This is a genomic window from Pseudomonas sp. Leaf434, from assembly GCF_001425545.1.
GTDB classification, from domain to species: domain Bacteria; phylum Pseudomonadota; class Gammaproteobacteria; order Pseudomonadales; family Pseudomonadaceae; genus Aquipseudomonas; species Aquipseudomonas siliginis.
Genome location: NZ_LMQZ01000001.1, coordinates 1,291,495 through 1,312,797, shown reverse-complemented (window position 1 = coordinate 1,312,797; position 21,303 = coordinate 1,291,495). Strand labels below are relative to the sequence as shown.

The 21,303-nt window shown below is 60.1% G+C and carries 15 protein-coding genes and 5 tRNA genes; 5 read left to right on the top strand and 15 right to left on the bottom strand.

The window, feature by feature from the left end; all coding sequences use genetic code 11:
• Window positions 1-35 precede the first annotated feature (35 nt).
• Together ASG55_RS05725 and ASG55_RS05720 are read left to right on the top strand one after the other, a co-directional pair.
• On the top strand, window positions 36-3,314 hold the full coding sequence (locus ASG55_RS05725; protein WP_024012383.1) for a PAS domain S-box protein: 3,279 nt from the start codon (window positions 36-38) through the stop codon (window positions 3,312-3,314).
• Window positions 3,315-3,408: 94 nt separating this feature from the next.
• A complete protein-coding gene (locus tag ASG55_RS05720; RefSeq protein ID WP_056784375.1) occupies window positions 3,409-5,100 on the top strand; it encodes a molecular chaperone HscC in 1,692 nt (563 codons plus the stop codon).
• Here ASG55_RS05720 and ASG55_RS05715 read toward each other — a convergent pair.
• The 13 genes from ASG55_RS05715 to uvrB form a co-directional block, all read right to left on the bottom strand.
• The gene (locus tag ASG55_RS05715; protein ID WP_056784373.1) at window positions 5,097-7,769 is read right to left on the bottom strand and encodes a DUF805 domain-containing protein; all 2,673 of its coding nucleotides are present in this window, start codon (window positions 7,767-7,769) and stop codon (window positions 5,097-5,099) included. The two genes, ASG55_RS05720 and ASG55_RS05715, sit on opposite strands and share 4 nt — an antisense overlap.
• Window positions 7,766-8,461 (bottom strand): DUF1266 domain-containing protein, encoded by a 696-nt coding sequence (locus ASG55_RS05710; RefSeq protein ID WP_056784370.1) that lies wholly within the window; start codon window positions 8,459-8,461, stop codon window positions 7,766-7,768. Before ASG55_RS05710 ends, ASG55_RS05715 begins: the two co-directional genes overlap by 4 nt.
• A 192-nt stretch (window positions 8,462-8,653) precedes the next feature.
• Window positions 8,654-9,100, bottom strand: coding sequence for an Hsp20 family protein (locus ASG55_RS05705; protein WP_016773925.1), 447 nt, complete (start codon window positions 9,098-9,100; stop codon window positions 8,654-8,656).
• Between the two features lie 119 nt (window positions 9,101-9,219).
• A complete protein-coding gene (locus ASG55_RS05700) occupies window positions 9,220-10,179 on the bottom strand; it encodes a tRNA dihydrouridine synthase (protein ID WP_056784367.1) in 960 nt (319 codons plus the stop codon).
• Window positions 10,180-10,353: 174 nt separating this feature from the next.
• Entirely contained in the window at window positions 10,354-10,797 is a 444-nt protein-coding gene (locus ASG55_RS05695; RefSeq protein WP_056784363.1) for an acyl-CoA thioesterase, read from the bottom strand.
• 46 nt (window positions 10,798-10,843) lie between these two features.
• Window positions 10,844-11,677 carry an alpha/beta fold hydrolase gene (locus ASG55_RS05690; RefSeq protein WP_056784361.1) on the bottom strand — a complete coding sequence of 278 codons (834 nt, stop codon included), beginning with the start codon at window positions 11,675-11,677 and terminating at the stop codon, window positions 10,844-10,846.
• A 30-nt stretch (window positions 11,678-11,707) separates the two neighbouring features.
• Window positions 11,708-12,247, bottom strand: coding sequence for a TetR/AcrR family transcriptional regulator (locus ASG55_RS05685; protein WP_041478525.1), 540 nt, complete (start codon window positions 12,245-12,247; stop codon window positions 11,708-11,710).
• A 182-nt stretch (window positions 12,248-12,429) separates the two neighbouring features.
• Window positions 12,430-12,505: transfer RNA gene (locus ASG55_RS05680), tRNA-Glu, on the bottom strand.
• A gap of 80 nt (window positions 12,506-12,585) precedes the next feature.
• A tRNA-Ala gene (locus tag ASG55_RS05675) sits at window positions 12,586-12,661 on the bottom strand.
• Between the two features lie 53 nt (window positions 12,662-12,714).
• A tRNA-Glu gene (locus ASG55_RS05670) sits at window positions 12,715-12,790 on the bottom strand.
• Between the two features lie 79 nt (window positions 12,791-12,869).
• A tRNA-Ala gene (locus ASG55_RS05665) sits at window positions 12,870-12,945 on the bottom strand.
• Between the two features lie 188 nt (window positions 12,946-13,133).
• Window positions 13,134-14,615 (bottom strand): glutamate--tRNA ligase, encoded by a 1,482-nt coding sequence (gene gltX / locus ASG55_RS05660; protein WP_056786776.1) that lies wholly within the window; start codon window positions 14,613-14,615, stop codon window positions 13,134-13,136.
• A gap of 277 nt (window positions 14,616-14,892) precedes the next feature.
• A complete protein-coding gene (gene uvrB / locus ASG55_RS05655) occupies window positions 14,893-16,908 on the bottom strand; it encodes an excinuclease ABC subunit UvrB (protein WP_016773919.1) in 2,016 nt (671 codons plus the stop codon).
• Window positions 16,909-17,245: 337 nt separating this feature from the next.
• Here uvrB and ASG55_RS05650 point away from each other — a divergent pair, with 337 nt between their 5' ends.
• Both ASG55_RS05650 and ASG55_RS05645 read left to right on the top strand, forming a co-directional pair.
• Window positions 17,246-18,442, top strand: coding sequence for an amino acid aminotransferase (locus ASG55_RS05650; RefSeq protein WP_056784357.1), 1,197 nt, complete (start codon window positions 17,246-17,248; stop codon window positions 18,440-18,442).
• Window positions 18,443-18,669: 227 nt separating this feature from the next.
• The gene (locus ASG55_RS05645) at window positions 18,670-18,870 is read left to right on the top strand and encodes a hypothetical protein (RefSeq protein WP_056784354.1); all 201 of its coding nucleotides are present in this window, start codon (window positions 18,670-18,672) and stop codon (window positions 18,868-18,870) included.
• On the opposite strand, the gene ASG55_RS05640 is transcribed toward ASG55_RS05645, so the two are convergent.
• Entirely contained in the window at window positions 18,867-19,097 is a 231-nt protein-coding gene (locus tag ASG55_RS05640) for a hypothetical protein (RefSeq protein WP_024012377.1), read from the bottom strand. The genes ASG55_RS05645 and ASG55_RS05640 overlap by 4 nt on opposite strands.
• 219 nt (window positions 19,098-19,316) lie before the next feature.
• Here ASG55_RS05640 and ASG55_RS05635 point away from each other — a divergent pair.
• Window positions 19,317-19,392: transfer RNA gene (locus tag ASG55_RS05635), tRNA-Asn, on the top strand.
• Window positions 19,393-19,591: 199 nt separating this feature from the next.
• Here ASG55_RS05635 and ASG55_RS05630 read toward each other — a convergent pair.
• Window positions 19,592-21,115, bottom strand: coding sequence for a nucleobase:cation symporter-2 family protein (locus tag ASG55_RS05630; RefSeq protein ID WP_024012376.1), 1,524 nt, complete (start codon window positions 21,113-21,115; stop codon window positions 19,592-19,594).
• Window positions 21,116-21,303: the final 188 nt, after the last annotated feature.

The following is a 21,303-nucleotide window of genomic DNA, read 5'->3' as shown; positions in this document are numbered from 1 at the left end:
GTGCCTAACGCCACTCAGCTCAAGGCCCGCTGACAATGCCGAAATCTGTTGACCGAACTCCGCCGATGCCGCGAATCCAGGCTGTCGATCCGCGCCATTCCGAGCAGAGCTGGGAAAGCGCGCCGCAATTGCTCGCCGCGCTCAACGGCGCGCGGCTCGGCGCCTGGTATTGGGACATCGAGCGCGGGCAAATCAGCTGGTCGCGGGGCACTCAGGCATTGTTCGGTTTCGATCCACGGCAGCCATTACCCGCCGATTTGGAATACCTCGACCTGTTGCCGCCGGAAGACCGCGCGAAAACCGTGCGCGCCTTCCACGCGGTGATCGCCGGCGCCCCGCTGGAGCAGGCGATGCATCACCGTATTCGCTGGCCCGACGGCAGCCTGCACTGGCTGGAGATCAGCGGCAGCCTGCTGCCAGACAAGAACGGCCGGCCCCGAATGATCGGGGTGATTCGCGAAATCACCCACCAACGCCAGCGCGAGCAGGCCCTGAGCAGCTCGGAGAAACGTTTCGCGACACTTTTCCACCTGTGCCCGAACATGGTTCTGCTGACCCGTCAGGATGACGGTCTGATCAGCGAGGCCAACCAGTATTTCGAAAGCCTGTTCGGCTGGCCGGTGCAAAGCGCAATCGGCCGCACCACCCTGGAACTGGGCCTGTGGGTGCATCCCGAGCAACGCGCCGAACTGGTGAAGAAAACCAAAGCCAAGGGCGAGCTGATCAGCATGGAAGTGCAGTTTCGCGCCAGCAATGGCCAAGTGCACGACGGCATCCTCAGCGCGCAGAAGGTCGAGCTCGAAGGTCAGCCCTATCTGCTCAGCACCTTCCTCGACACCACCGAACGCAAAGCCGCCGAACTGGCCTTGAAGGACAGCCAGGAACGCCTCGACCTGGCGCTGGACTCGGCGCAACTCGGCACCTGGGACTGGCACATCCCCAGCGGCATGCTCTACGGATCGGCGCGCGCTGCGCAATTGCACGGGCTGGAGCCGATTCCATTCCATGAATCATTCGAGGAGTTTTTCGAAGGCGTGCCGGGCGAGGAGCGCGACAGCATGCGCGACGCCTACCGCAGCCTGCGCGAAGGCCCCGCCGGCAATTATCAACTGACCTATCGCGTGCAATTGCCCGACGGCAGCTCGCGCTATCTGGAAAGCCGCGCGCGTCTCTATCGCGACGACAACGGCGCACCGCTGCGCATGGCCGGCACGTTGCTGGACATCACCGATCAGGTCGAGCGCGAGCAGCGGCTGGTAGCCTCGGAAGAGAAATTCGCCACGCTGTTTCAGGTCAGCCCCGATCCGATCTGCGTGACGCGCCAGGAAACCGGGGAATTCATCGAGATCAATTCGAGCTTCAGCCAGACCTTTGGCTGGAGCGCCGCCGATGTGATTGGCCACACCGCCGAAGAAATCGGCCTGTGGGACGCCTCGGCAAAGAGCCTGCAACGCATCGAACGGGTGATTCGCGAACAAGGCCTGAGCAACGTGGCCATTCTCGTCCAGCACAAGGACGGCCAGTCGCTGACCTGCGTGATTTCCAGCCGGCAGATCAGCGTCGGCGATCAGCCGTGCATCGTCACCACCCTGCGCGACATTACTCAGCAACAGCGCTCGGAAGCGGCGCTGAAGGCCAGCGAAGAAAAATTCGCCAAGGCGTTCCACTCCAGCCCCGACGCCATCACCATCACCGAGCGCGACACCGGGCGTTATCTGGAGGTCAACGACGGTTTCTGTCGCCTCACCGGCTACCGCGCCGACGAAGTGGTGGGCAAAACCGTTTATCAGGTGGGGATCTGGGCCGAAGAGAAACAGCGCTCGACCTTACTCGCCGAGTTGCAGATCAAGGGCCGCGTGCATCATCAGGAAATGCTCGGGCGCAACAAGCGCGGCGAATTGCTCACGGTGGAAGTCTCGGTCGAGCCGATCACGCTCAATGAAACCGCGTGCCTGCTGCTGACCGCGCGCGACGTCAGCCTGTTGAAGAACGCCGAAGCGCAGATTCGTCACCTGGCCTATCACGACCCGCTGACCAACCTGCCCAACCGCGCCCTGCTGATGGATCGCCTGAGTCAGCAGATCGCCCTGCTCAAGCGCCACAATCTGCGCGGCGCCTTGCTGTTTCTCGACCTCGATCACTTCAAGCACATCAACGATTCCCTCGGTCACCCGGTCGGCGACACCGTGCTGAAAATCATCACCGCGCGGCTCGAAGCCAGCGTGCGCATGGAAGACACGGTGGCGCGCCTCGGTGGCGATGAGTTTGTGGTGTTGCTCAGCGGTCTCGAAGGTTCGCGCAGTGAGGTCAGCGAACAAGTGCGCGCGCTGGCCGACACCATTCGCGAATTGCTTTCGGAGCCGATGTTCCTCGATGGCCAGCGCCTGCAAGTGACGCCGAGCATTGGCGTGGCGCTGATTCCCGATCACGGCTCGACCCCGACCGACCTGCTCAAACGCGCCGACATCGCCCTGTACCGGGCCAAGGATTCCGGGCGCAACACCACGCAGATGTATCACAACACCATGCAGAAAGCGGCCAGCGAACGCCTGCGCATGGAGACCGACCTGCGTCTTGCGCTGTCGCGCGGCGAGTTCAACGTGCATTTTCAGCCACAGGTCGATGCCCGCGACAACCGCATCATCGGCGCCGAAGCCCTGGTGCGCTGGAACCATCCTGAACTTGGCGCGCAATCGCCTACCGAGTTCATCAAGGTGCTGGAAGATAGCGGCCTGATTCTCGAAGTCGGCACCTGGATCCTCGATGAAGCCTGCAACGCCTTCAAACAATTGATCGCGTTGAAACTCGTTGACCCGCTGAACTTCAGCCTGTGCGTGAACATCAGCCCGAGGCAGTTCCGCCAGAACGATTTCGTCGAACGCATCGAACACAGCATGACCAGCCACGGCCTGCCCTGCTCGCTACTGAAACTGGAAATCACCGAAGGCATCGTCATCCAGAATCTGGAAGACACCATCAGCAAAATGCGCCGCCTGAAAAAGCTCGGCGTGAGCTTCGCCATGGACGATTTCGGCACCGGTTATTCATCGCTGACGTATTTGAAGCGGCTACCGGTAGACACCCTGAAGATCGACCAGTCGTTCATCCGCGATGCAACCACTGACTCCAATGTTGCAGAGATCATTCGCGCAATTGTCGCGATGGCCCGCAGCTTGGAATTGGAAGTGATTGCCGAGGGCGTGGAGACGCCCGCGCAACTGGCGTTTTTGCAGGGCCTGGAATGCCATTTGTATCAGGGCTATCTGCATAGCCGGCCGGTGGGGTTGGAGGATCTGAAAAAACTGCTGCCCTGAACCGGTCGTCGCACAGCCTGGCAACAGAGCAACAATTGCCACGCTTTGCCTCAGCCTGTAGGGTTGCGTTTTTTGCGCCGCTTCGAGATCAACCATGCAGGATGCATCCCTTCCCCGCCCGGCCCTGCTGGGCATCGACCTTGGCACCACCAACAGCCTGATCGCCGTCTGGCGTGAAGGCCGCGCCGAACTGATCCGCAACGCCCTCGGCGATGTGCTGACACCGTCGGTGGTCAGCCTTGATGAAGACGACACGATTCTGGTCGGCAAAGCCGCCCGCGCCCGCCTGACCACGCACCCGAAACGCACTGCCGCCGCGTTCAAGCGTTTCATGGGCAGCGACAGGCAAATCCAGCTCGGCTCTCGCCAGTTCAGCCCGGAAGAGTTGTCGGCGCTGGTACTTGGCTCACTCAAGCAGGACGCGGAAGCCTTTCTCGGCCAGGCGGTCACAGAAGCGGTCATTTCCGTACCGGCATATTTCAGTGACGAGCAGCGCAAGCGCACCTTGTTCGCCGCCGAACTGGCCGGGCTGTCCGTGACGCGCCTGATCAATGAACCGACCGCTGCCGCCATGGCGTACGGCCTGCACGAACAGAAGTTCGAACGCACGCTGATTTTCGATCTCGGCGGCGGCACGTTCGACGTCACCGTGCTCGAATACGCATTGCCGCTGATTGAAGTGCATGCCTCCACTGGCGACAACTTTCTCGGCGGCGAAGACTTCACCGCCGCCCTGTTGCAGGCCTGCCTGAAACATTGGCAACTCACACCCTCAACGATCGATGCACAAGCCATGGCCAGCCTCGGTGATGCCCTCGAACAGCTGAAATGCAAACTCGGCGAAGGCGCACAGCAGTTGAGCTGGCGGTATGCCGAGCAGACATTCAAATGGGAACTGGATGAAGCCGCTGCAGTAAAAATATGGGAGCCGTTGCTGGCCCGCTTGCGCGCGCCAATCGAACAGGCTCTGCGCGATGCCCGACTGAAACCGCGCGACCTCGACAGCCTGGTGCTGGTCGGTGGCGCCACGCGCATGCCGGCGGTACAGCAAATGGTCGCCACGTTGTTTGGACGCCTGCCTTATCGGCATCTTGATCCAGACACTATCGTGGCGCTGGGGGCGGCGACGCAGGCGGCATGCAAGGCGCGGGACGGTGCGGTTGAGGAATTGATTCTGACGGATGTCTGTCCGTATACGCTGGGGATTTCGACTAATCGTGGCGAAGGCGTCAGTGGCGCGTTCTCGCCGATCATCGAGCGCAACACCATCATCCCGACCTCAAGGGTGGAGCGTTACCACACGACATCTCCACGACAGGAAGTCATCCGTATTGCGGTCTATCAGGGCGAACGTCCGTGGGTACGCGACAACATTTTTATCGATGCTTTCGATGTCACGCTGACGCCGAGCGATGATATCCAGGCGCTGGATGTGCGGTTCAGTTATGACATCAACGGTTTGCTCGAAGTTGACGTCACCCTGCCAAGGACGGGCGAACGCCACAGCCACAGCATTGACCGCAGCCCGACCGGACTCGATGCGCAATCGCGGCAAACCAGTCATGAACGCTTGAGTACGCTGAAAATTCACCCCCGCGACACTCTGCCCAATCGAACCCTGCTGGCTCGACTGGAACGGGCGTGGACGCAAAGTCTGGGTGAAGAACGCCAGCGGATTGCCGACTGGCTGGACAGTTTCACCACGGTGCTGGGCGACCAGCGATCGGAAGAAATCGCCAGCCACCGCTCACAACTCAACAAGGTTCTGGATGAGTTACGCCTCTAGCCGATAAGTCGCCGTAAGGTCGCCTGCAAACCACCGGACAAGGTATCTTCACCGCCACTGTCCGGTGGCACGCCATAACGATTGGGCAGCTTCTCTCCGGGAAAACCGAACAGTATCAGCGGCAGAAACGGCAATACCGGCGACAGCATTACCAAAATCAGCAACATCGGAATGCCCCGCCCCATGTCATGCAAACGGCGCAGGACCGCACCGAGCAGAAACGCCAGGCCCAGTAGCAACACGACGATGCCGGATAAGGGCGTACCGCTGAGCAACGCCGCCACGGGCGTCACCAGCAACGCGCCAATGACCTGCCAGATAAACGCCCCGCGCCCCAGCCGGGTACCCAGGCTCCAGAACGCAGCGGCGGGGGTTGGACGGGTCGTTGCCTTGGCTAACAGCAAACGCTCAGACCACGACAGCAATGCACTGAATGCGAAGCGCAAACCGAGTCCATTTTCCGAGTCATCCTTGGCCCGCTGCATGCGTAACAGAACCTTCTGCCTTGGCAAGCCCAGATTGCCAAAACGCACCAGATCCTTCAGCACATCCAGCGCCAGGTAAAAGGCGTCGCTGACACCCTCCTCCGCGAGAGCCTCACGGGGCGGGTGAACAGGCTCACCCTTGATCAGACTGTGACGGAAGCCGTCGAACCAGTCCTGTGGATTGACCACCTCGGTGATACTTTCCAGCAGGTATTTACGCTGTTGCGCAGTGAGCAACGGATCGTGGTAAAGGACTCCACCCAAGAGCATGCGCCCGAGCAAATCTTCGTTGAAGCTGGCGATGTCGCTGCGCATGCACTCGAACAAACGGTCATTACCCAACAGCCGAGTGCTATCGAGCGCCTCATGCACACTGAACAACTTGCGCGCGAGCAGCGAGTGCACCGGATCCGCCGCTTGCAGCCAGCCGAGCAGGCCACTGGCGCTGCCCTGCTCGCGACTCAGGCGACAGAGCAGCGGCTGCAAACGGGCCAAGGGGTGTTCACGCGCAATGCTCATGGCGTCGACGCAGTGTCCCGATTGCGCGCCCAGCCAACGCGTCGGATCGTCGAGGGTGGCCAGCAGGTAAATCGCCTGACGATGCCATTCCCAGACATCAGAGTAGCTATCGACCGCCGGAAGCAGCATGCCTTGCGCGGCCAGTTGCGCTTGCAACTTGAGCCCCGCAAGCCGTTCGTCACGCTTGTCGAGACTGAACGCTTCGGCAAGCCGCGCCAGCGATCGGGCGTCGTAAGCACGCAAACGGCGCATCCACAGCAGACTGAGCTCAAGCGGTTCGCCCTTTTCCAGCGCCGACGGCAGTGTCGATGCCGAGTCGCTGGCCAGAAACGCTTCCAGGGCCTGAGGAATCGGCGCTCGGGTCAACCAGCAGATCTGCTGCCCGGCCTGATACTGCAAGCCTTCCAGCACCAGTTGATCGAGCACATCCCCCGGCTCGGATGCCTGCATGATGCGTCGCAGCAATGGCACATCACCACGGTGCAAAGCCCAGGCATGCTGGTAGAGCGTTTGCAACGGACGGTCATCACTGTCAATGATCAGCGCCGCCAACAACGGCAACTCGTCACCACTGACACGCCATTCGACAAATGCACCGGCAATGTCCTGCAACTCGAGCTGCTTGGCCCTGAACCAACGCCCGAGTGTTTCCGGGCGCTGTGATGGACTGCCGTACTCTTGAGTGACATCACCTAGATCCTCGGACCAGTCGCGGAAGTTTTCCAGACGATCAAAGGCCTGAATCAGCAGCGGCAGGCGCTGAGGCTGATGTCGCGCGCACAACGCCAGTAACCACGTCGCCGCTTTCGGATGCTGATGTTCGCGCCAGAGCCGCACCCATGCCTGCAGTGCCAACTCTTCCATTCCCAGCGCACTGCGCTGACAGGCCAACAGATACAGCCAGTCGACATCTTCAGGCGCAAGCCGATGCTGCTCGCTGATAATGTCGAGAAAGTCTTTGTTGGCGATATCAGCCTGACTGAACTGTATGGCCAAGCGTTGCAATAACCCGTCATCAGCAGGCAGGGGGATGCAAGTGTGCAGGCCGGCGAAATGACGGTAGTCGTCGAGCGACGCCTCTCGGTGCAGGTGATTCAGGGTTCGCACATACCAGAGAGTTTCCAACTGCGCGACAGCGGGCCAATGGCTCATCAACGAGGTGTCGAACGGATCAGCCGCGCTGATCCGCTGCAAAAACTCGTCGACATGCCGTGCGTTGTCGAAATCCAGATCCAGCATGCGGCTCGCCCAGCCCAGGCGCTGGGCCAACAAACGGGCGCAGACATGGGAAATCGGGCCGGCGTCGAGCAACTCGCGCAGCAATGGCCAGCAAACTTCGTCCAGCACCTCCAGCGGCAGGCGGTCCAGCTCAAGGTTGAATGCCTGCCAGGCCACCGGTTGGAAGCGACGCGCTGGATCAAGCAGCAATGCTTCAAAGTCGGCCATCGTCTGATCGGCAGGACTGATCTCATCGGCAACCGGTTGATCCGGCTCCCCGGCTTCCTCGCGGGCAAAGCGTAATGCCAGCTCATAAGCCTCACGCAGCGCCTGAAAACCTTCCGGATCGGTTTCCGGATGGTGCTGCGGCAAGCGTGCGCGATAGGCGCCGCGAATGACGTCGTTGTCTTTGGTGGGCTCGATACCCAAGCGAATCCAGCAGCTCATGACCAGTCGAACTCCCCTAGCGAATCAGGCCGCTCGGGTGGATACAAGGGCATGTCCCAAGGCAATTGTGCGAACAGCGCGCGCGCATCACGATCAAGCTTTCTGATGACCACGGTGGTGCCTATGTAATCGCCTTGCCGGTCATATTCGTGCTCCAGCTCTTCATCCTTGTTGCCCAGGCAATGCCAGAAGGCTTTGCCGAAGACAAAGCCGTTAAGGTAGCTCGTCCAACTGTCGTAGTAGTAGCGCGCGCGTGCCGCCATGCGACCATGCAGCCAAAGGCTTTCGGTGAGATCAATCCAGCCGTGCAGCACTGCAGAACGCAGCAGAAAACCCATGCGACCAAGGTCCCAGGCACGGATGCCACCTGAACCGCACTCGCCAAATGTGCGACTGGCGAATTCGTAGAAAGCTCGCTGGCGAGTGTCGAGTGTTGCGAGCAAGGCCTGCCATTCGGACGGCAGACACCTCTGCCACTGCCGATAGGCTTCGTTCAACTGCGTAGCGTGGCCGTCATCGGCAGTACGCAGCATGTCCAACAGCTGTTCGCGCGTAGTGATGCCCCAACCACCTTCGACATCGACATGTTTGAGGTCAAAGCAATAGGTGGGTGCGGTGTAATCGGCGTCGGGATTGAGGGCGACCAAAGGCGCAGAAAGCGCGTATAGCCAGCGCTGTTCCATTTCGTCCATGAACAAAGGCTCCGGGGCCAGCGGGAATTAAGGGGGGGGCTGGCCTTGATGGCGCGGATTGTAAAGAGCCACAAAGCCAGCAGCAAACGTTGCGTCGGCTTTCTTTGCGCGCACAAAAAAGGCCCCGACGTATCGGGGCCTTTCGTTCAGCGGCTTATCGCCGGTTCGGGCGATTGTGTGTCAGCACATGAATCAATGCTGCAATGCCGGCTGCTGCGCTCCATTGATCGGGATGCGCTTGGCTTTCGCTTCTTCCGGGATCACACGGAGCAGGTCGATGCTCAGCAGGCCGTTGCGCAGCGCAGCGTCCTTGATCTCGATGTGATCGGCCAGACGGAACGACAGCTTGAAGGCTCGCTGGGCGATGCCTTGATGCAAGAACGTGACGCTTTCGTCAGTGTCACGCTTGCCGCCACTGATGGTCAGCACACCCTTTTCGACTTGCAGGTCCAGGTCTTCTTCCTGGAAACCGGCGGCCGCGACGACGATACGGTATTGGTCATCACCGTGTTTTTCGACGTTGTAGGGTGGATAGCTGCTGCCAGGCTCGTTACGCAGGGCGGTTTCGAACAGGTCGTTGAAACGGTCGAAACCTACCGAGGAACGGAACAGTGGCGCGAGAGAAAATGCAGTACTCATGATTCAAATCTCCTGAAAACAATCAGCAAGGTTTTGTGTCTCCGCGACCCGAATTCGGCATCGCGTAACCCTTAGATAGGGACCGCTGTTTTGATTTCAAGAGAATATTTTGAGATTTTTTATGCGGCTTCGACGAGCGGCAATCCGAGCAAGCGCGAGACTTGATCCGGCTCGGTTTCGCGACGCAGAACAGTGAAAAGCTCGGCGGCTTCCGGGTAGTTGCGCGTCAACATGGCCAGCCATTGCTTGAGGCGACCGGGCGATTGGCGCGCGGTCATCTGCGCCTTGGCCTGCAGCCAGAAGTCCTGAATCAGCGGCATCAGCTCGGCCCAGGTCATCTCGACGACCTCTTCACCAGCGCGAGCGGCAGCGATCTGCCGAGCGAGATCCGGGCGGGAGACCAGCCCCCGACCGAGCATGATGTCTTCGACGCCGCTGATTTCGCGGCAACGGCGCCAGTCTTCGACGCTCCAGATGTCTCCGTTGGCGAAGACCGGGACCTTGACCACATCCTGCACACGCGGGATCCACTCCCAATGCGCCGGCGGTTTGTAGCCGTCCAGTTTCGTCCGCGCATGTACGACGATGTGCTCTGCCCCGCCTTCGGCCAGTGCCGTGGCGCAGACCAGCGAGCCGTCCGGGCTGTCGAAACCCAGGCGCATTTTCGCGGTGACCGGGATGTGCGTCGGTACGGCGCGACGGACATGCTCGACGATCTGGTTGAGCAGCTCCGGCTCCTTGAGCAGCACGGCGCCGCCACGGGATTTGTTGACGGTCTTGGCCGGGCAGCCGAAGTTGAGGTCGATCACTTCCGAGCCAAGCTCGCAGGCCAACGCCGCGTTTTCCGCCAGGCACACCGGATCGGAACCGAGCAATTGCACGCGCAGCGGCACGCCGGACGCGGTGCGAGCGCCGTTGAGCAGCTCGGGGCCGAACTTGTGGAAATAGGCCGGCGTGAGCAACTGGTCGTTGACCCGAATGAATTCGGTCACGCACCAATCGATGCCGCCAACGCGGGTCAGCACGTCGCGCAGGATGTCGTCGACCAACCCTTCCATGGGCGCCAGAGCAATTTGCATGGGGAAACACTACTTGAAAAAAAACGTGCGGCAGTTTACTGGATATCGCACAAATCCGCAGAACTACACATATCTCTGTGGGAGCGAGCCTGCTCGCGAAGGCGGTCTGTCAGTTGACGCATGCGTAACTCACGCGATGCTTTCGCGAGCAGGCTCGCTCCCACAGGGTGAGATTCACATGGCTTCTGCGATCTGGATCGCCGGGCCATAGCCTTCGATAAATTCCGCCGGCATACGCTTGGGCTTGCCGGTCGACAGTTCGATGCACACAAACGTGGTCTGCGCGCGCAACAGGATGGCGTTGTCGCTGGGGCGTTTGAGCTGGAAATGCCGGGTCATTTTCAGGCGCTGATCCCAATCGACGATCCAGGTCGCCAGTTGCAGTTCATCGCCTTCATAGGCGGCGGCCAGATAATCGATTTCGTGGCGGACAACGGCCATTGCTCGGTCCAGACGCCGGTATTCGACCAGGTCCAGGCCGAGGCGCTGCGAATGGCGCCAGGCGCAGCGCTCGAGCCAGGTGACGTACACCGCGTTATTGGCGTGCCCGAGCCCGTCGATGTCTTCGGCGCCTACTTGCAGATCAATGGTAAACGGCGTTGCCCGATCCCAGCCCATGCCCCACTCCCGGTCAAAGTATTCAACCGAGGCAGTGTAACGGAGCTCAGGCCGATTGGCGCGCCTGAAGACTGCGACCGGCGAGCAGTGATAACACGCCATCAATCACTCGAGGGTCGGCCAGCACGCGTTGATGGCCGCCGCTTTCCAGGCGCAGCAGGCGGCTGTCGAACCAGGCTTCGTGAATCAATTGCGATTCTTTGACCGAGACAAAATTGTCGTCCTCGGCATGGACGATCAGGCCGGGCATATCCAGTTGATAGTGGGCCACGTCCAGCGTCGCGGCGCGCATGCCGACGTCCTGCTCGACCTGACGAATGAACGCCGAACGCGCGCGCGGCGGCATGCCGACCATTCGCGCGAAACCGCGCAGCACGCCGAGAATCCGCGACGGTGCGGCGATGCTGACCAGGGTTTCGGTGCGCAGCCCCAATTGCACGGCGAGCATCGCGCTGGCGCCGCCCATGGAATGGCCGATAACCGCTTGCAGCGGCGGCAATTCGGCAGCGGCTTCAAGCATGGCGCGGGCGAACAGCACTACATTGGCTTCTCGCCCAGGGGAGCGACCGTGTGCCGGGCCATCGAGCGCGACGACGGTATAGCCGGCATCAACCAAAGCGTTTATCAGCGAAGCGAATTGCGTTGGCCGCCCTTCCCAACCATGCATCAGCAACACTGTAGGACCTTGGCCCCAACGCAGCGCCGACAGACCGAAGCGCAATGTGATGCGTTCGGAGCTGGCCAACAGCGGCAGCTCCCAATCGCGCAGCGGTAGCGCGCGGGGCGTCATGAACGCCAGACGCATTTTGCTTGCCACCAGTCTCGGTGCAAACCAGCCCAAGGTACCGTTAACGCCACGAACCCACTTCAACGCGTTCATCGCACTCTCCTCAGGCTTGTTGCCTTCAGGTCAACGCACCGCCGACTTGGCAGCGCGCAGCAATCGATCGGATAAATCTCCCGGACCCAGCGCTCTGGCCAAGGCCAGACCACCGACCATCAACGCGACATCGGCCAAAGCCTTGTCGGTGTCTTCAGGGCTGGCCGCCAGTTGCGCGACCATCAATTCCAAATGCTCGTTCAGCGCAATGCGGAACGACTCCGGCAAACGCCCCAGCTCCCCAATCGAGGCCGGGATCGGGCATGCAGCCTCGCTGGAATCCCGGTGTTTGCGTGACAGGTAGAACGCAGCCACCAAAGCGCGACGCTCTTCGCCGGTCAGATCGGCGTCCATGTCGGCAATCAGGTCGCGACGGCGGCCCAGCAGCTGTTTGAACGCCTCGAGCATCATCGCGTCCTTGCTTTCGAAGTGGGCGTAGAAACCGCCAACCGTCAGGCCGGCGGCGCCCATCACTTCGCCCACGCTCGGGTCTGCCGGGCCGCGCTGAATCAATGCGGCGCTGGCAGCCTTGAGGATGCGTTCGCGGGTTTGAGCTTTTTTATCGTTCATCGTTGCCTCCGAATATTACGACTAGAATATTATTCGCATAATAATATTCCGCAAGTCATGAATATGACCGCTGGTCTGAAGCACAGTGTAAGGAAAAAGGAGAGTTGGCCAAACGCCAGACAAACAAAAGGGCCATTCAATAATTGAATGACCCTTATAAAATCCCGCAGAGCGGGTAATCGTGGCGTCCCCTAGGGGACTCGAACCCCTGTTACCGCCGTGAAAGGGCGGTGTCCTAGGCCACTAGACGAAGGGGACACAAACCCTTCTATACAACTGATCAGTGCTGAGAGCTGATCGATTCAAGGCCGGTGTGGCCAGACCTTGAACTGTAAAATTGGTGGAGCTAAGCGGGATCGAACCGCTGACCTCCTGCATGCCATGCAGGCGCTCTCCCAGCTGAGCTATAGCCCCGGATTTTTCGCCTCGCGGCGGAGTGATCTCTTGCAACATCACTTCTGTAAAACTGGCGTCCCCTAGGGGACTCGAACCCCTGTTACCGCCGTGAAAGGGCGGTGTCCTAGGCCACTAGACGAAGGGGACGCAAACCCTTCTATACAACTGATCAACGCTGAGTGTTGATCGCTTCAAGGCCGGTGTGGCCAGACCTCGAAGTGTAAATTGGTGGAGCTAGACGGGATCGAACCGTCGACCTCTTGCATGCCATGCAAGCGCTCTCCCAGCTGAGCTATAGCCCCTCATCGCTGAGGACGGGGCGAATCTTAAGGGCGTATCGAAAGCCTGTCAAACTTATTTTTGAAAAATTTCAAAATTTTTTGCCGGGATAACAATCACTTACCGCCCTCCCCCGTAAATTCGGGAGAAACGCCGAAGGCAGGATCAAAAGATCGCAGCCTTCGGCAGTCCTGCAAAGAAGCAAAAGCAATCAGGCGATGGCGCCCAAGAGCTTTTCCCATTCCTTGTTTTCTTTCTTCGACACGCCGCCCAGCAGGTCAATCGCCTGGCGCAGACGGAAACGGGTCAGGTCCGGGCCGAGGATTTCCATCGCATCGAGCACCGACACCGAACTGGCCTGCCCGGTGATCGCAGCAAACATCAGCGGCATCGCATCGCGCAGTTTCAGCTCGAGGGATTCGACCACCGCCTGAATCGTCGCGGTGATGCTGTCCTTCTCCCACTGCCGCAGGCTTTCCAGTTTCCACAGGATCAATTGCATCAACTGGCGAACCTGATCGCCGGAGAGCTTTTTCGACTCAAACAGCTTGGCATCCGGATTCACGCCGCCGGCAAAGAAGAACCCCGCCAGCGGTGCGACCTGACTGAACGTTTCAACACGGCCCTGAACGTGCGGCGCGATTTTCATCATATAGTCGGAATTGAACGCCCACTTCTGCACGCGGGCGGCAAACTCTTCCACCGGCAGATCGCGCAGCCACTGGCCATTGAGCCACGACAGCTTCTCGATATCGAAGATCGGCCCGCCGAGGGAAACGCGCTTGAGGTCGAAGTTGTCGACCATTTCCTGCAGCGAGAACTTCTCGCGCTCGTCCGGCATCGACCAGCCCATGCGCCCGAGGTAGTTGAGCATCGCTTCCGGCATGAAGCCCATGCGCTCGTAGAACGTCACCGAGGTCGGGTTCTTGCGCTTGGACAGCTTGCTCTTGTCCGGGTTACGCAGCAGCGGCATGTAGCACAGCTCCGGTTGTTCCCAGCCGAAGTATTCGTACAGCAAAATCAGTTTCGGTGCCGATGGCAGCCATTCTTCGCCACGCAGCACGTGGGTGATGCCCATCAGGTGATCGTCGACCACGTTGGCGAGGAAGTACGTCGGCAGGCCGTCGGTCTTCATCAGCACTTGCATGTCCATGCGATCCCACGGGATCTCGACGTCGCCACGCAGCATGTCCGGCACCACGCAGACGCCTTCGCTCGGCACCTTCATGCGGATCACGTGCGGTTCGCCAGCGGCCAGGCGCGCCGCGACTTCTTCCTTCGACAGCAGCAGTGCGCGGCCGTCGTAGCGCGGAGTTTCGCCACGAGCCATTTGCTCGGCGCGCATCTGATCGAGTTCTTCAGCGGTGCAGAAGCACGGGAACGCATGGCCCATGTCGACCAGTTGCTGGCAGTACTTCTGGTAGATGTCGCCGCGCTCGCTCTGCCGATACGGGCCGTGCGGGCCGCCGACATCCGGACCTTCGCTCCAGTCGATGCCGAGCCAGCGCAGGGCGTCGAAGATCTGCTGTTCGGACTCGCGGGTCGAACGCAACTGATCGGTGTCTTCGACGCGCAGGATGAACTCACCGCCATGCTGCTTGGCAAAGCAGTAGTTGAACAATGCGATGTAAGCGGTACCTACGTGGGGGTCCCCGGTAGGCGATGGCGCGATGCGAGTGCGGACGGTGGTCATGGCTTGTCTCGAAAAAATGAAGAGCAGAACAATCAAGCGGCGAATGGTAACAGGCGACACCCGCCCCGCTCCAGCGGGCAGGGTATTTAAGCCGGATGCGCTAGGCCGTCCGATTTGTGGGAAGGCCATTCGCGAGCAGGCTCGCTCCCACAGAGATACACAATGATCGTTCCCACGCTCTGCGTAGGAAAGCATCCTGTGACGCTCTGCGTCACGCGAGCGATGGGACGCAGAGCGTCCCGGGCGGCATTCCCACGCAGAGCGTGGGAACGATCCCTTAAACCGTAAGCAATCGTTCGCGCAGTTTGGCAATCTCGTCACGCATCTGCGCCGCCGCTTCAAACTCCAGATCCCGCGCCAATTGGTACATCTTCTCTTCCAGCGCGCGGATGCGTTTGGTGATTTCGCTTGGCGAGCGCAGTTCGGCTTCGTACTTGGCGTTCTCTTCGGCGGCCTTGGCCATGCCTTTGCGCTTCTTGCTGCGCGAGCCCGGTACGGTGGCGCCTTCCATGATGTCGGCGACGTCCTTGATCACACCTTTCGGGGTGATGCCGTTCTCAAGGTTGAAAGCGATCTGCTTCTCGCGACGGCGCTCGGTCTCGCCAATCGCGCGCTCCATCGAACCGGTCATGCGATCGGCGTAGAGAATCGCCCGGCCATTGAGGTTACGCGCCGCGCGGCCGATGGTCTGGATCAGCGAGCGCTCGGAACGCAGGAAGCCTTCCTTGTCAGCATCGAGAATCGCCACCAGCGACACTTCCGGCATGTCGAGGCCTTCACGCAGCAGGTTGATCCCGACCAGCACATCGAACACGCCGAGGCGCAAATCGCGGATGATCTCGACGCGCTCGACGGTATCGATGTCCGAGTGCAGATAACGCACGCGCACGCCGTGGTCGGCGAGGTAATCGGTCAGGTCTTCGGCCATGCGCTTGGTCAGCGTGGTGACCAGCACACGCTCTTCGATCGCCACGCGCTTGGTGATTTCCGATAGCAAGTCATCGACCTGAGTCAGTGCCGGCCGCACTTCAACCTGCGGGTCGACCAGGCCGGTCGGCCGCACCACTTGTTCGACCACGCGCCCGGCGTGCTCGGCTTCATAGTTGCCGGGGGTCGCCGAAACGAAAATGGTCTGCGGGCTGACCCCTTCCCACTCGTCGAAACGCATTGGCCGGTTGTCCAGCGCCGAAGGCAGGCGGAAGCCGTACTCAACGAGGGTTTCCTTGCGCGAACGGTCGCCCTTATACATCGCGCCGACCTGCGGCACGCTGACGTGGGATTCGTCGATCACCAGCAAGGCGTCGGCAGGCAGATAGTCGTAAAGCGTGGGTGGCGCCGCGCCGGATGGACGCCCGGAAAGGTAGCGCGAGTAGTTTTCGATGCCGTTGCAGTAACCCAGTTCGAGGATCATCTCCAGGTCGAAACGGGTGCGCTGCTCCAGGCGCTGGGCCTCCACCAGTTTGTTGTTACTGCGCAGGTATTCGAGGCGCTCCTGCAATTCGACCTTGATGCCTTCGATGGCGTCGAGCAGGGTTTCCCGAGGCGTCACGTAGTGGCTCTTCGGATAGAAAGTGAAGCGCGGCATCTTGCGGATGACTTCGCCGGTCAGCGGATCAAACGCGGAAATGCTCTCGACCTCGTCGTCGAAAAGCTCAATGCGGATCGCTTCCAGATCGGATTCCGCCGGGAAGATATCGATCACATCACCGCGCACGCGGAACGTCGCCCGGGCAAAATCCATGTCGTTGCGGGTGTATTGCAGGTCAGCCAGGCGCCGCAGGAGCGCGCGCTGATCGAGCTTGTCGCCGCGATCAACGTGCAAGACCATTTTCAGATAGGTTTCCGGGCTGCCCAGACCATAGATGCACGACACCGTGGTGACGATGATCGCGTCCTTGCGCTCCAGCAACGCTTTGGTCGCGGACAGTCGCATCTGCTCGATGTGGTCGTTGATCGACGCGTCCTTCTCGATGAAGGTGTCGGACGACGGCACATAGGCTTCGGGCTGGTAGTAGTCGTAATAGGAAACGAAGTATTCAACGGCGTTGTTGGGGAAGAACGCCTTGAACTCACCGTACAACTGCGCGGCCAGGGTCTTGTTCGGCGCCAGCACCAGCGTTGGCCGCTGTACCTGCGAGATGACGTTGGCAATGCTGAAGGTCTTGCCCGAGCCGGTCACACCGAGCAATGTCTGGTGCGCCAGCCCGGCGTCAATGCCCTCAACCAATTGGCGAATGGCTTCCGGCTGATCGCCGGCGGGCTCGAAGCGGGTGACTAGCTGGAATTCCGACATACACACCTCTGGAATCGCGGCGTTCCGCGTCAGGCGGAGCACCACGAGGACGACCGCAAACGACCGATGTCGCGCAAGAAAAAACCTGGATTGTGCTGAATGTGGTGGCGATTGCCTGACCTTTCAAGGCAAACGTCCTACATCCGGTAAAGAGTCTGACAAAGTCAATCGACTAACGGTCCAGAAATAATCGGAAAAACTTACCCCAAAAGCCGATTCGCCTGTCGCCATTGCGCGGTGATGGCCTCTATACTAGCTCCCCGTTTGTGCACCGCTCTAGTGCATTCGGCTGGAGCGCTACACGTCCCTCCACTCTCCATTCAGAGCCGCCGTAATAATGAGCCTGTTCTCCGCTGTCGAAATGGCACCCCGCGATCCAATCCTGGGCCTCAACGAAGCATTCAACGCCGATACCCGGACCACCAAGGTCAACCTGGGCGTAGGCGTGTACTGCAACGAAGAGGGGCGAATTCCACTGCTGCGCGCGGTGATCGAAGCCGAGACGATTCGCGTCGCGCAACACGCTTCGCGCGGTTACCTGCCGATCGATGGCATCGCTGCCTACGACCAGGCCGTGCAAAAACTGCTGTTCGGCAACGACTCGCCGCTGATCAGCGCCGGTCGCGTCATCACCACTCAGGCCGTCGGCGGGACCGGCGCGCTGAAGATCGGTGCCGACTTCCTCAAGCAACTGCTGCCGAACGCCGTCGTGGCGATCAGCGACCCGAGCTGGGAAAACCACCGCGCGCTGTTCGAGACCGCTGGTTTCCCGGTGCAGAACTATCGTTACTACGACGCTGCCACCCACGACGTGAACCGTGCCGGCATGCTCGACGACCTCAACACCCTGCCGAACGGCTCGATCGTTGTCCTGCATGCTTGCTGCCACAACCCGACCGGCGTCGACCTGACCCCGGCGGACTGGAACAAGGTGCTGGAAGTGGTCAAGGCCAAAGGTCACGTGCCGTTCCTCGACATGGCTTACCAGGGTTTCGGCGACGGCATCGATGAAGACGCCGCCGCTGTGCGCCTGTTCGCCGAATCCGGCCTGACCTTCTTCGTCTCGAGCTCGTTCTCCAAATCGTTCTCGCTGTACGGCGAACGCGTTGGCGCACTGTCGATCATCAGCGAATCGAAAGAAGAAAGCGCGCGCGTGCTGTCGCAGGTCAAGCGCGTGATCCGCACCAACTACTCCAACCCGCCGACCCATGGCGCCAGCATTGTTGCTGCGGTGCTGAACAGCCCGGAACTGCGCGCACAGTGGGAAGCCGAGCTGGCCGAGATGCGCCTGCGCATTCGCGGCATGCGCGAGCAGATGGTTGCCCTGCTGGCGGAAAAAGCCCCGGGCCGCGATTTCAGCTTCGTTGGTCGTCAGCGCGGCATGTTCTCCTACTCCGGCCTGACCACTGAACAAGTGCATCGCCTGCGCAACGAGTTCGGCATCTACGCCCTGGACACCGGCCGCATCTGCGTGGCTGCGCTGAACCAGAGCAACATCAAGGCTGTGACGGACGCGATCGTTCAGGTCATCTGATTTCGCCGCGCGATGAAAAACGGGAAGCCTTTGGGCTTCCCGTTTTTATTTGTCCCTGGAACCGCCGTGCAACCTCTAGACTGCACACAATTCAAAGCGCAGGAGCTGACGAGTGCAACGAGGCTGCGATCTTTTGATCTTGTTTCCAAGATCAAGATCAAAAGATCGCAGCGTTCCGCAGCTCCTACCGGTTTTGTGTACACCCGAGATTTTTGAAGAGAACCCACATGAAAAACGACAACCTGCGCGCCGACCGTGACGACCTGGATGATTTCGTCCCGCGCGCTCCGGCCAAGCGTGAAAAGAGCCTGGTGCTGCAAGTCGCCACCGGGGTATTCCTCGGTGGCCTGGCCCTGTGGCTGGTGCAACTGGCGGCGACAGCGGTCTATGCCAAGCTGATGCTCGGCACGATTACTTTCGGCAGTTAAGCCAGTTCAGCCGAGCGCTGGGTGGCGGCATCGTCGTAAATCACATACAGCGATTCGGCGACCTGGCTTTTGATGGCCTTGCTGCTTTCGAGACCGAGGACGAAACCTTCGGCCTTGCCGCCGGCGCGGTTCAATTCTTCGGCGGTACTTGCCCCGGTGATTGCATCGAAAAGTTTTTCGGCGTGCGGGCCGATCCCTTTGGGCAGGCTGATCTGTGCGGTGCTCATGCGAGCACCTCGGTGTTGCGGGTGATTTGAATCATGGCGCGTACCTTTGCGGCTAATGGCCGGCAGCGCGTGTGACCACTTCCGGGCTGCCATGGTAGACCTCTGAGGCCTTCCTGGTAACCGCCAATCGCTGACAAAATGCCGTCCGTCCCCATGAATCGCAAAAGTTGCCAGGCGATGCTTGACTTCTCTTTTTGAATCAGTAACATACGCACCAATTCCGCAATAGCTCAGTTGGTAGAGCAAGTGACTGTTAATCACTGGGTCCCTGGTTCGAGTCCAGGTTGTGGAGCCAAATAGCAAAGCCCCTGAATCGCAAGGTTCAGGGGCTTTTTTGTGGGCGCCTGAAAAGATCAAAAGATCGCAGCCTTCGGCGGCTCCTACAGGGAAACGCTGATCCCGATGTAGGAGCTGCCGAAGGCTGCGATCTTTTAATCTGCAAACGAAAAGGCCGATCTGTACAACCAGATCGGCCCTTCTGTATTCAGCAGCGGTCAGACATGTTCGCTGCTTTTCACCTGCACCTTCGGCGCGCCGTGGCCATGATCATGGTCATCCGGCTCGATCACCGGCACTTCCTTGCCATCGCAATCATGCAGCTTGCCGTCACTGAAGTAATCGCCTTCACGCAGCGCGGCGAGATCGCGATAACGCAGCGTGCGCTCTTCGGCTGCGGCGAACACCGACTGTTGATCCGAGTTGCCGGTTGTGAAGTGGTTGAAGGCCAGATTGAGCAGGATCGCCATGATTGCCGATGAACTGATGCCCGAATGGAAAATCGTCGCGAACCAGCTCGGGAAGTGATCGTAGAAGTTCGGCGCTGCGATCGGGATCATGCCGAAACCGATCGAAGTGGCGACGATGATCAGGTTGACGTTGTTGCGGTAGTCCACCTTCGACAACGTGCGAATGCCACTCGCCGCCACGGTGCCGAACAGCACGATCCCGGCGCCGCCGAGGACAGAAGTCGGCACGGCGGCAATCACCCGGCCCATGAACGGCAGCAGCCCGAGGACGACGAGAAACAGACCGCCGGTGGCCACCACGAATCGGCTCTTGATCCCGGTCACCGCCACCAGGCCGACGTTTTGCGCGAAAGCACTTTGCGTAAACGAACCGAAGATCGGCGCAAACATGCTCGACAGCATGTCGGCGCGCAGGCCGTTGCCCAAGCGTTTGGAATCTACCTTGGTGTCAATGATTTCGCCCACGGCAAGGATGTCTGCCGAGGTTTCCACCAGCGTCACCATGACCACAATGCACATCGACAGGATCGCGGCGAAATGGAAGGTCGGCATGCCGAAGTGGAACGGTGTCGGGAAGCCGAACATGGGACCGGTGGTGACACTGGAGAAATCCGCCATGCCGAGGAACACCGCCAGCACCGTGCCGATGACCATGGCCAGCAGAATCGACAGCCGAGAAATGGTCGCGCTGCCAACCTTGCTCAGCAGCAACACCAGCACCAGCGTCACCGCTGCCAGACCGATGTTCTGCATGCTGCCGAAGTCCGGCGCGTGGCTGTTGCCGCCCATCGCCCAGCGTGCGGCCACTGGCATCAGCGTCAGGCCGATGGTGGTGATCACAATGCCGGTGACCAGCGGCGGGAAGAACTTGGTGATGCGCGAAAACACTGGCGTGATCAGCAAGCCGATCAACGAGGCGGCAATCACCGCGCCCAGCACCGATTGGAAACCGCCCTCCCCGCCACTGCTGACGATCGCGACCATGGTCGCCACACCAGAGAACGATACGCCCTGGACCAGCGGCAGCTGACAGCCAAAAAACGGCAGACCCAGGGTTTGCAGCAACGTCGCCAGCCCCCCCGCAAACAATGAAGCAGCAATCAACAGACCAATGTCCGCCGGCGACAGACCGGCCGCCTGGCCAATGATCAGTGGCACCGCAACGATACCGCCGTACATGGTCAGAACATGTTGCAGGCCGTAAGCCATATTCGCGCCGACCCCGAGGTTTTCGTCCTCGGGCCGTTGGTGTGAAACATGGGGCGTTTTCATGGTGGGGGGTTCCCTGGTTTTTGTTATGCGCACACTGTATTCAATACTCAGGACAAATGTCCATAGAGTTGTATACAACTTGTCAGTCACATAATGGTTAGGTAGCCATCCAACCTTCTAGTCTGCGCTTCTTGCCCCAACAAATTCGGCAACACATCCCCGCTGCGTCCGCGCCAGTGCCCACCAGG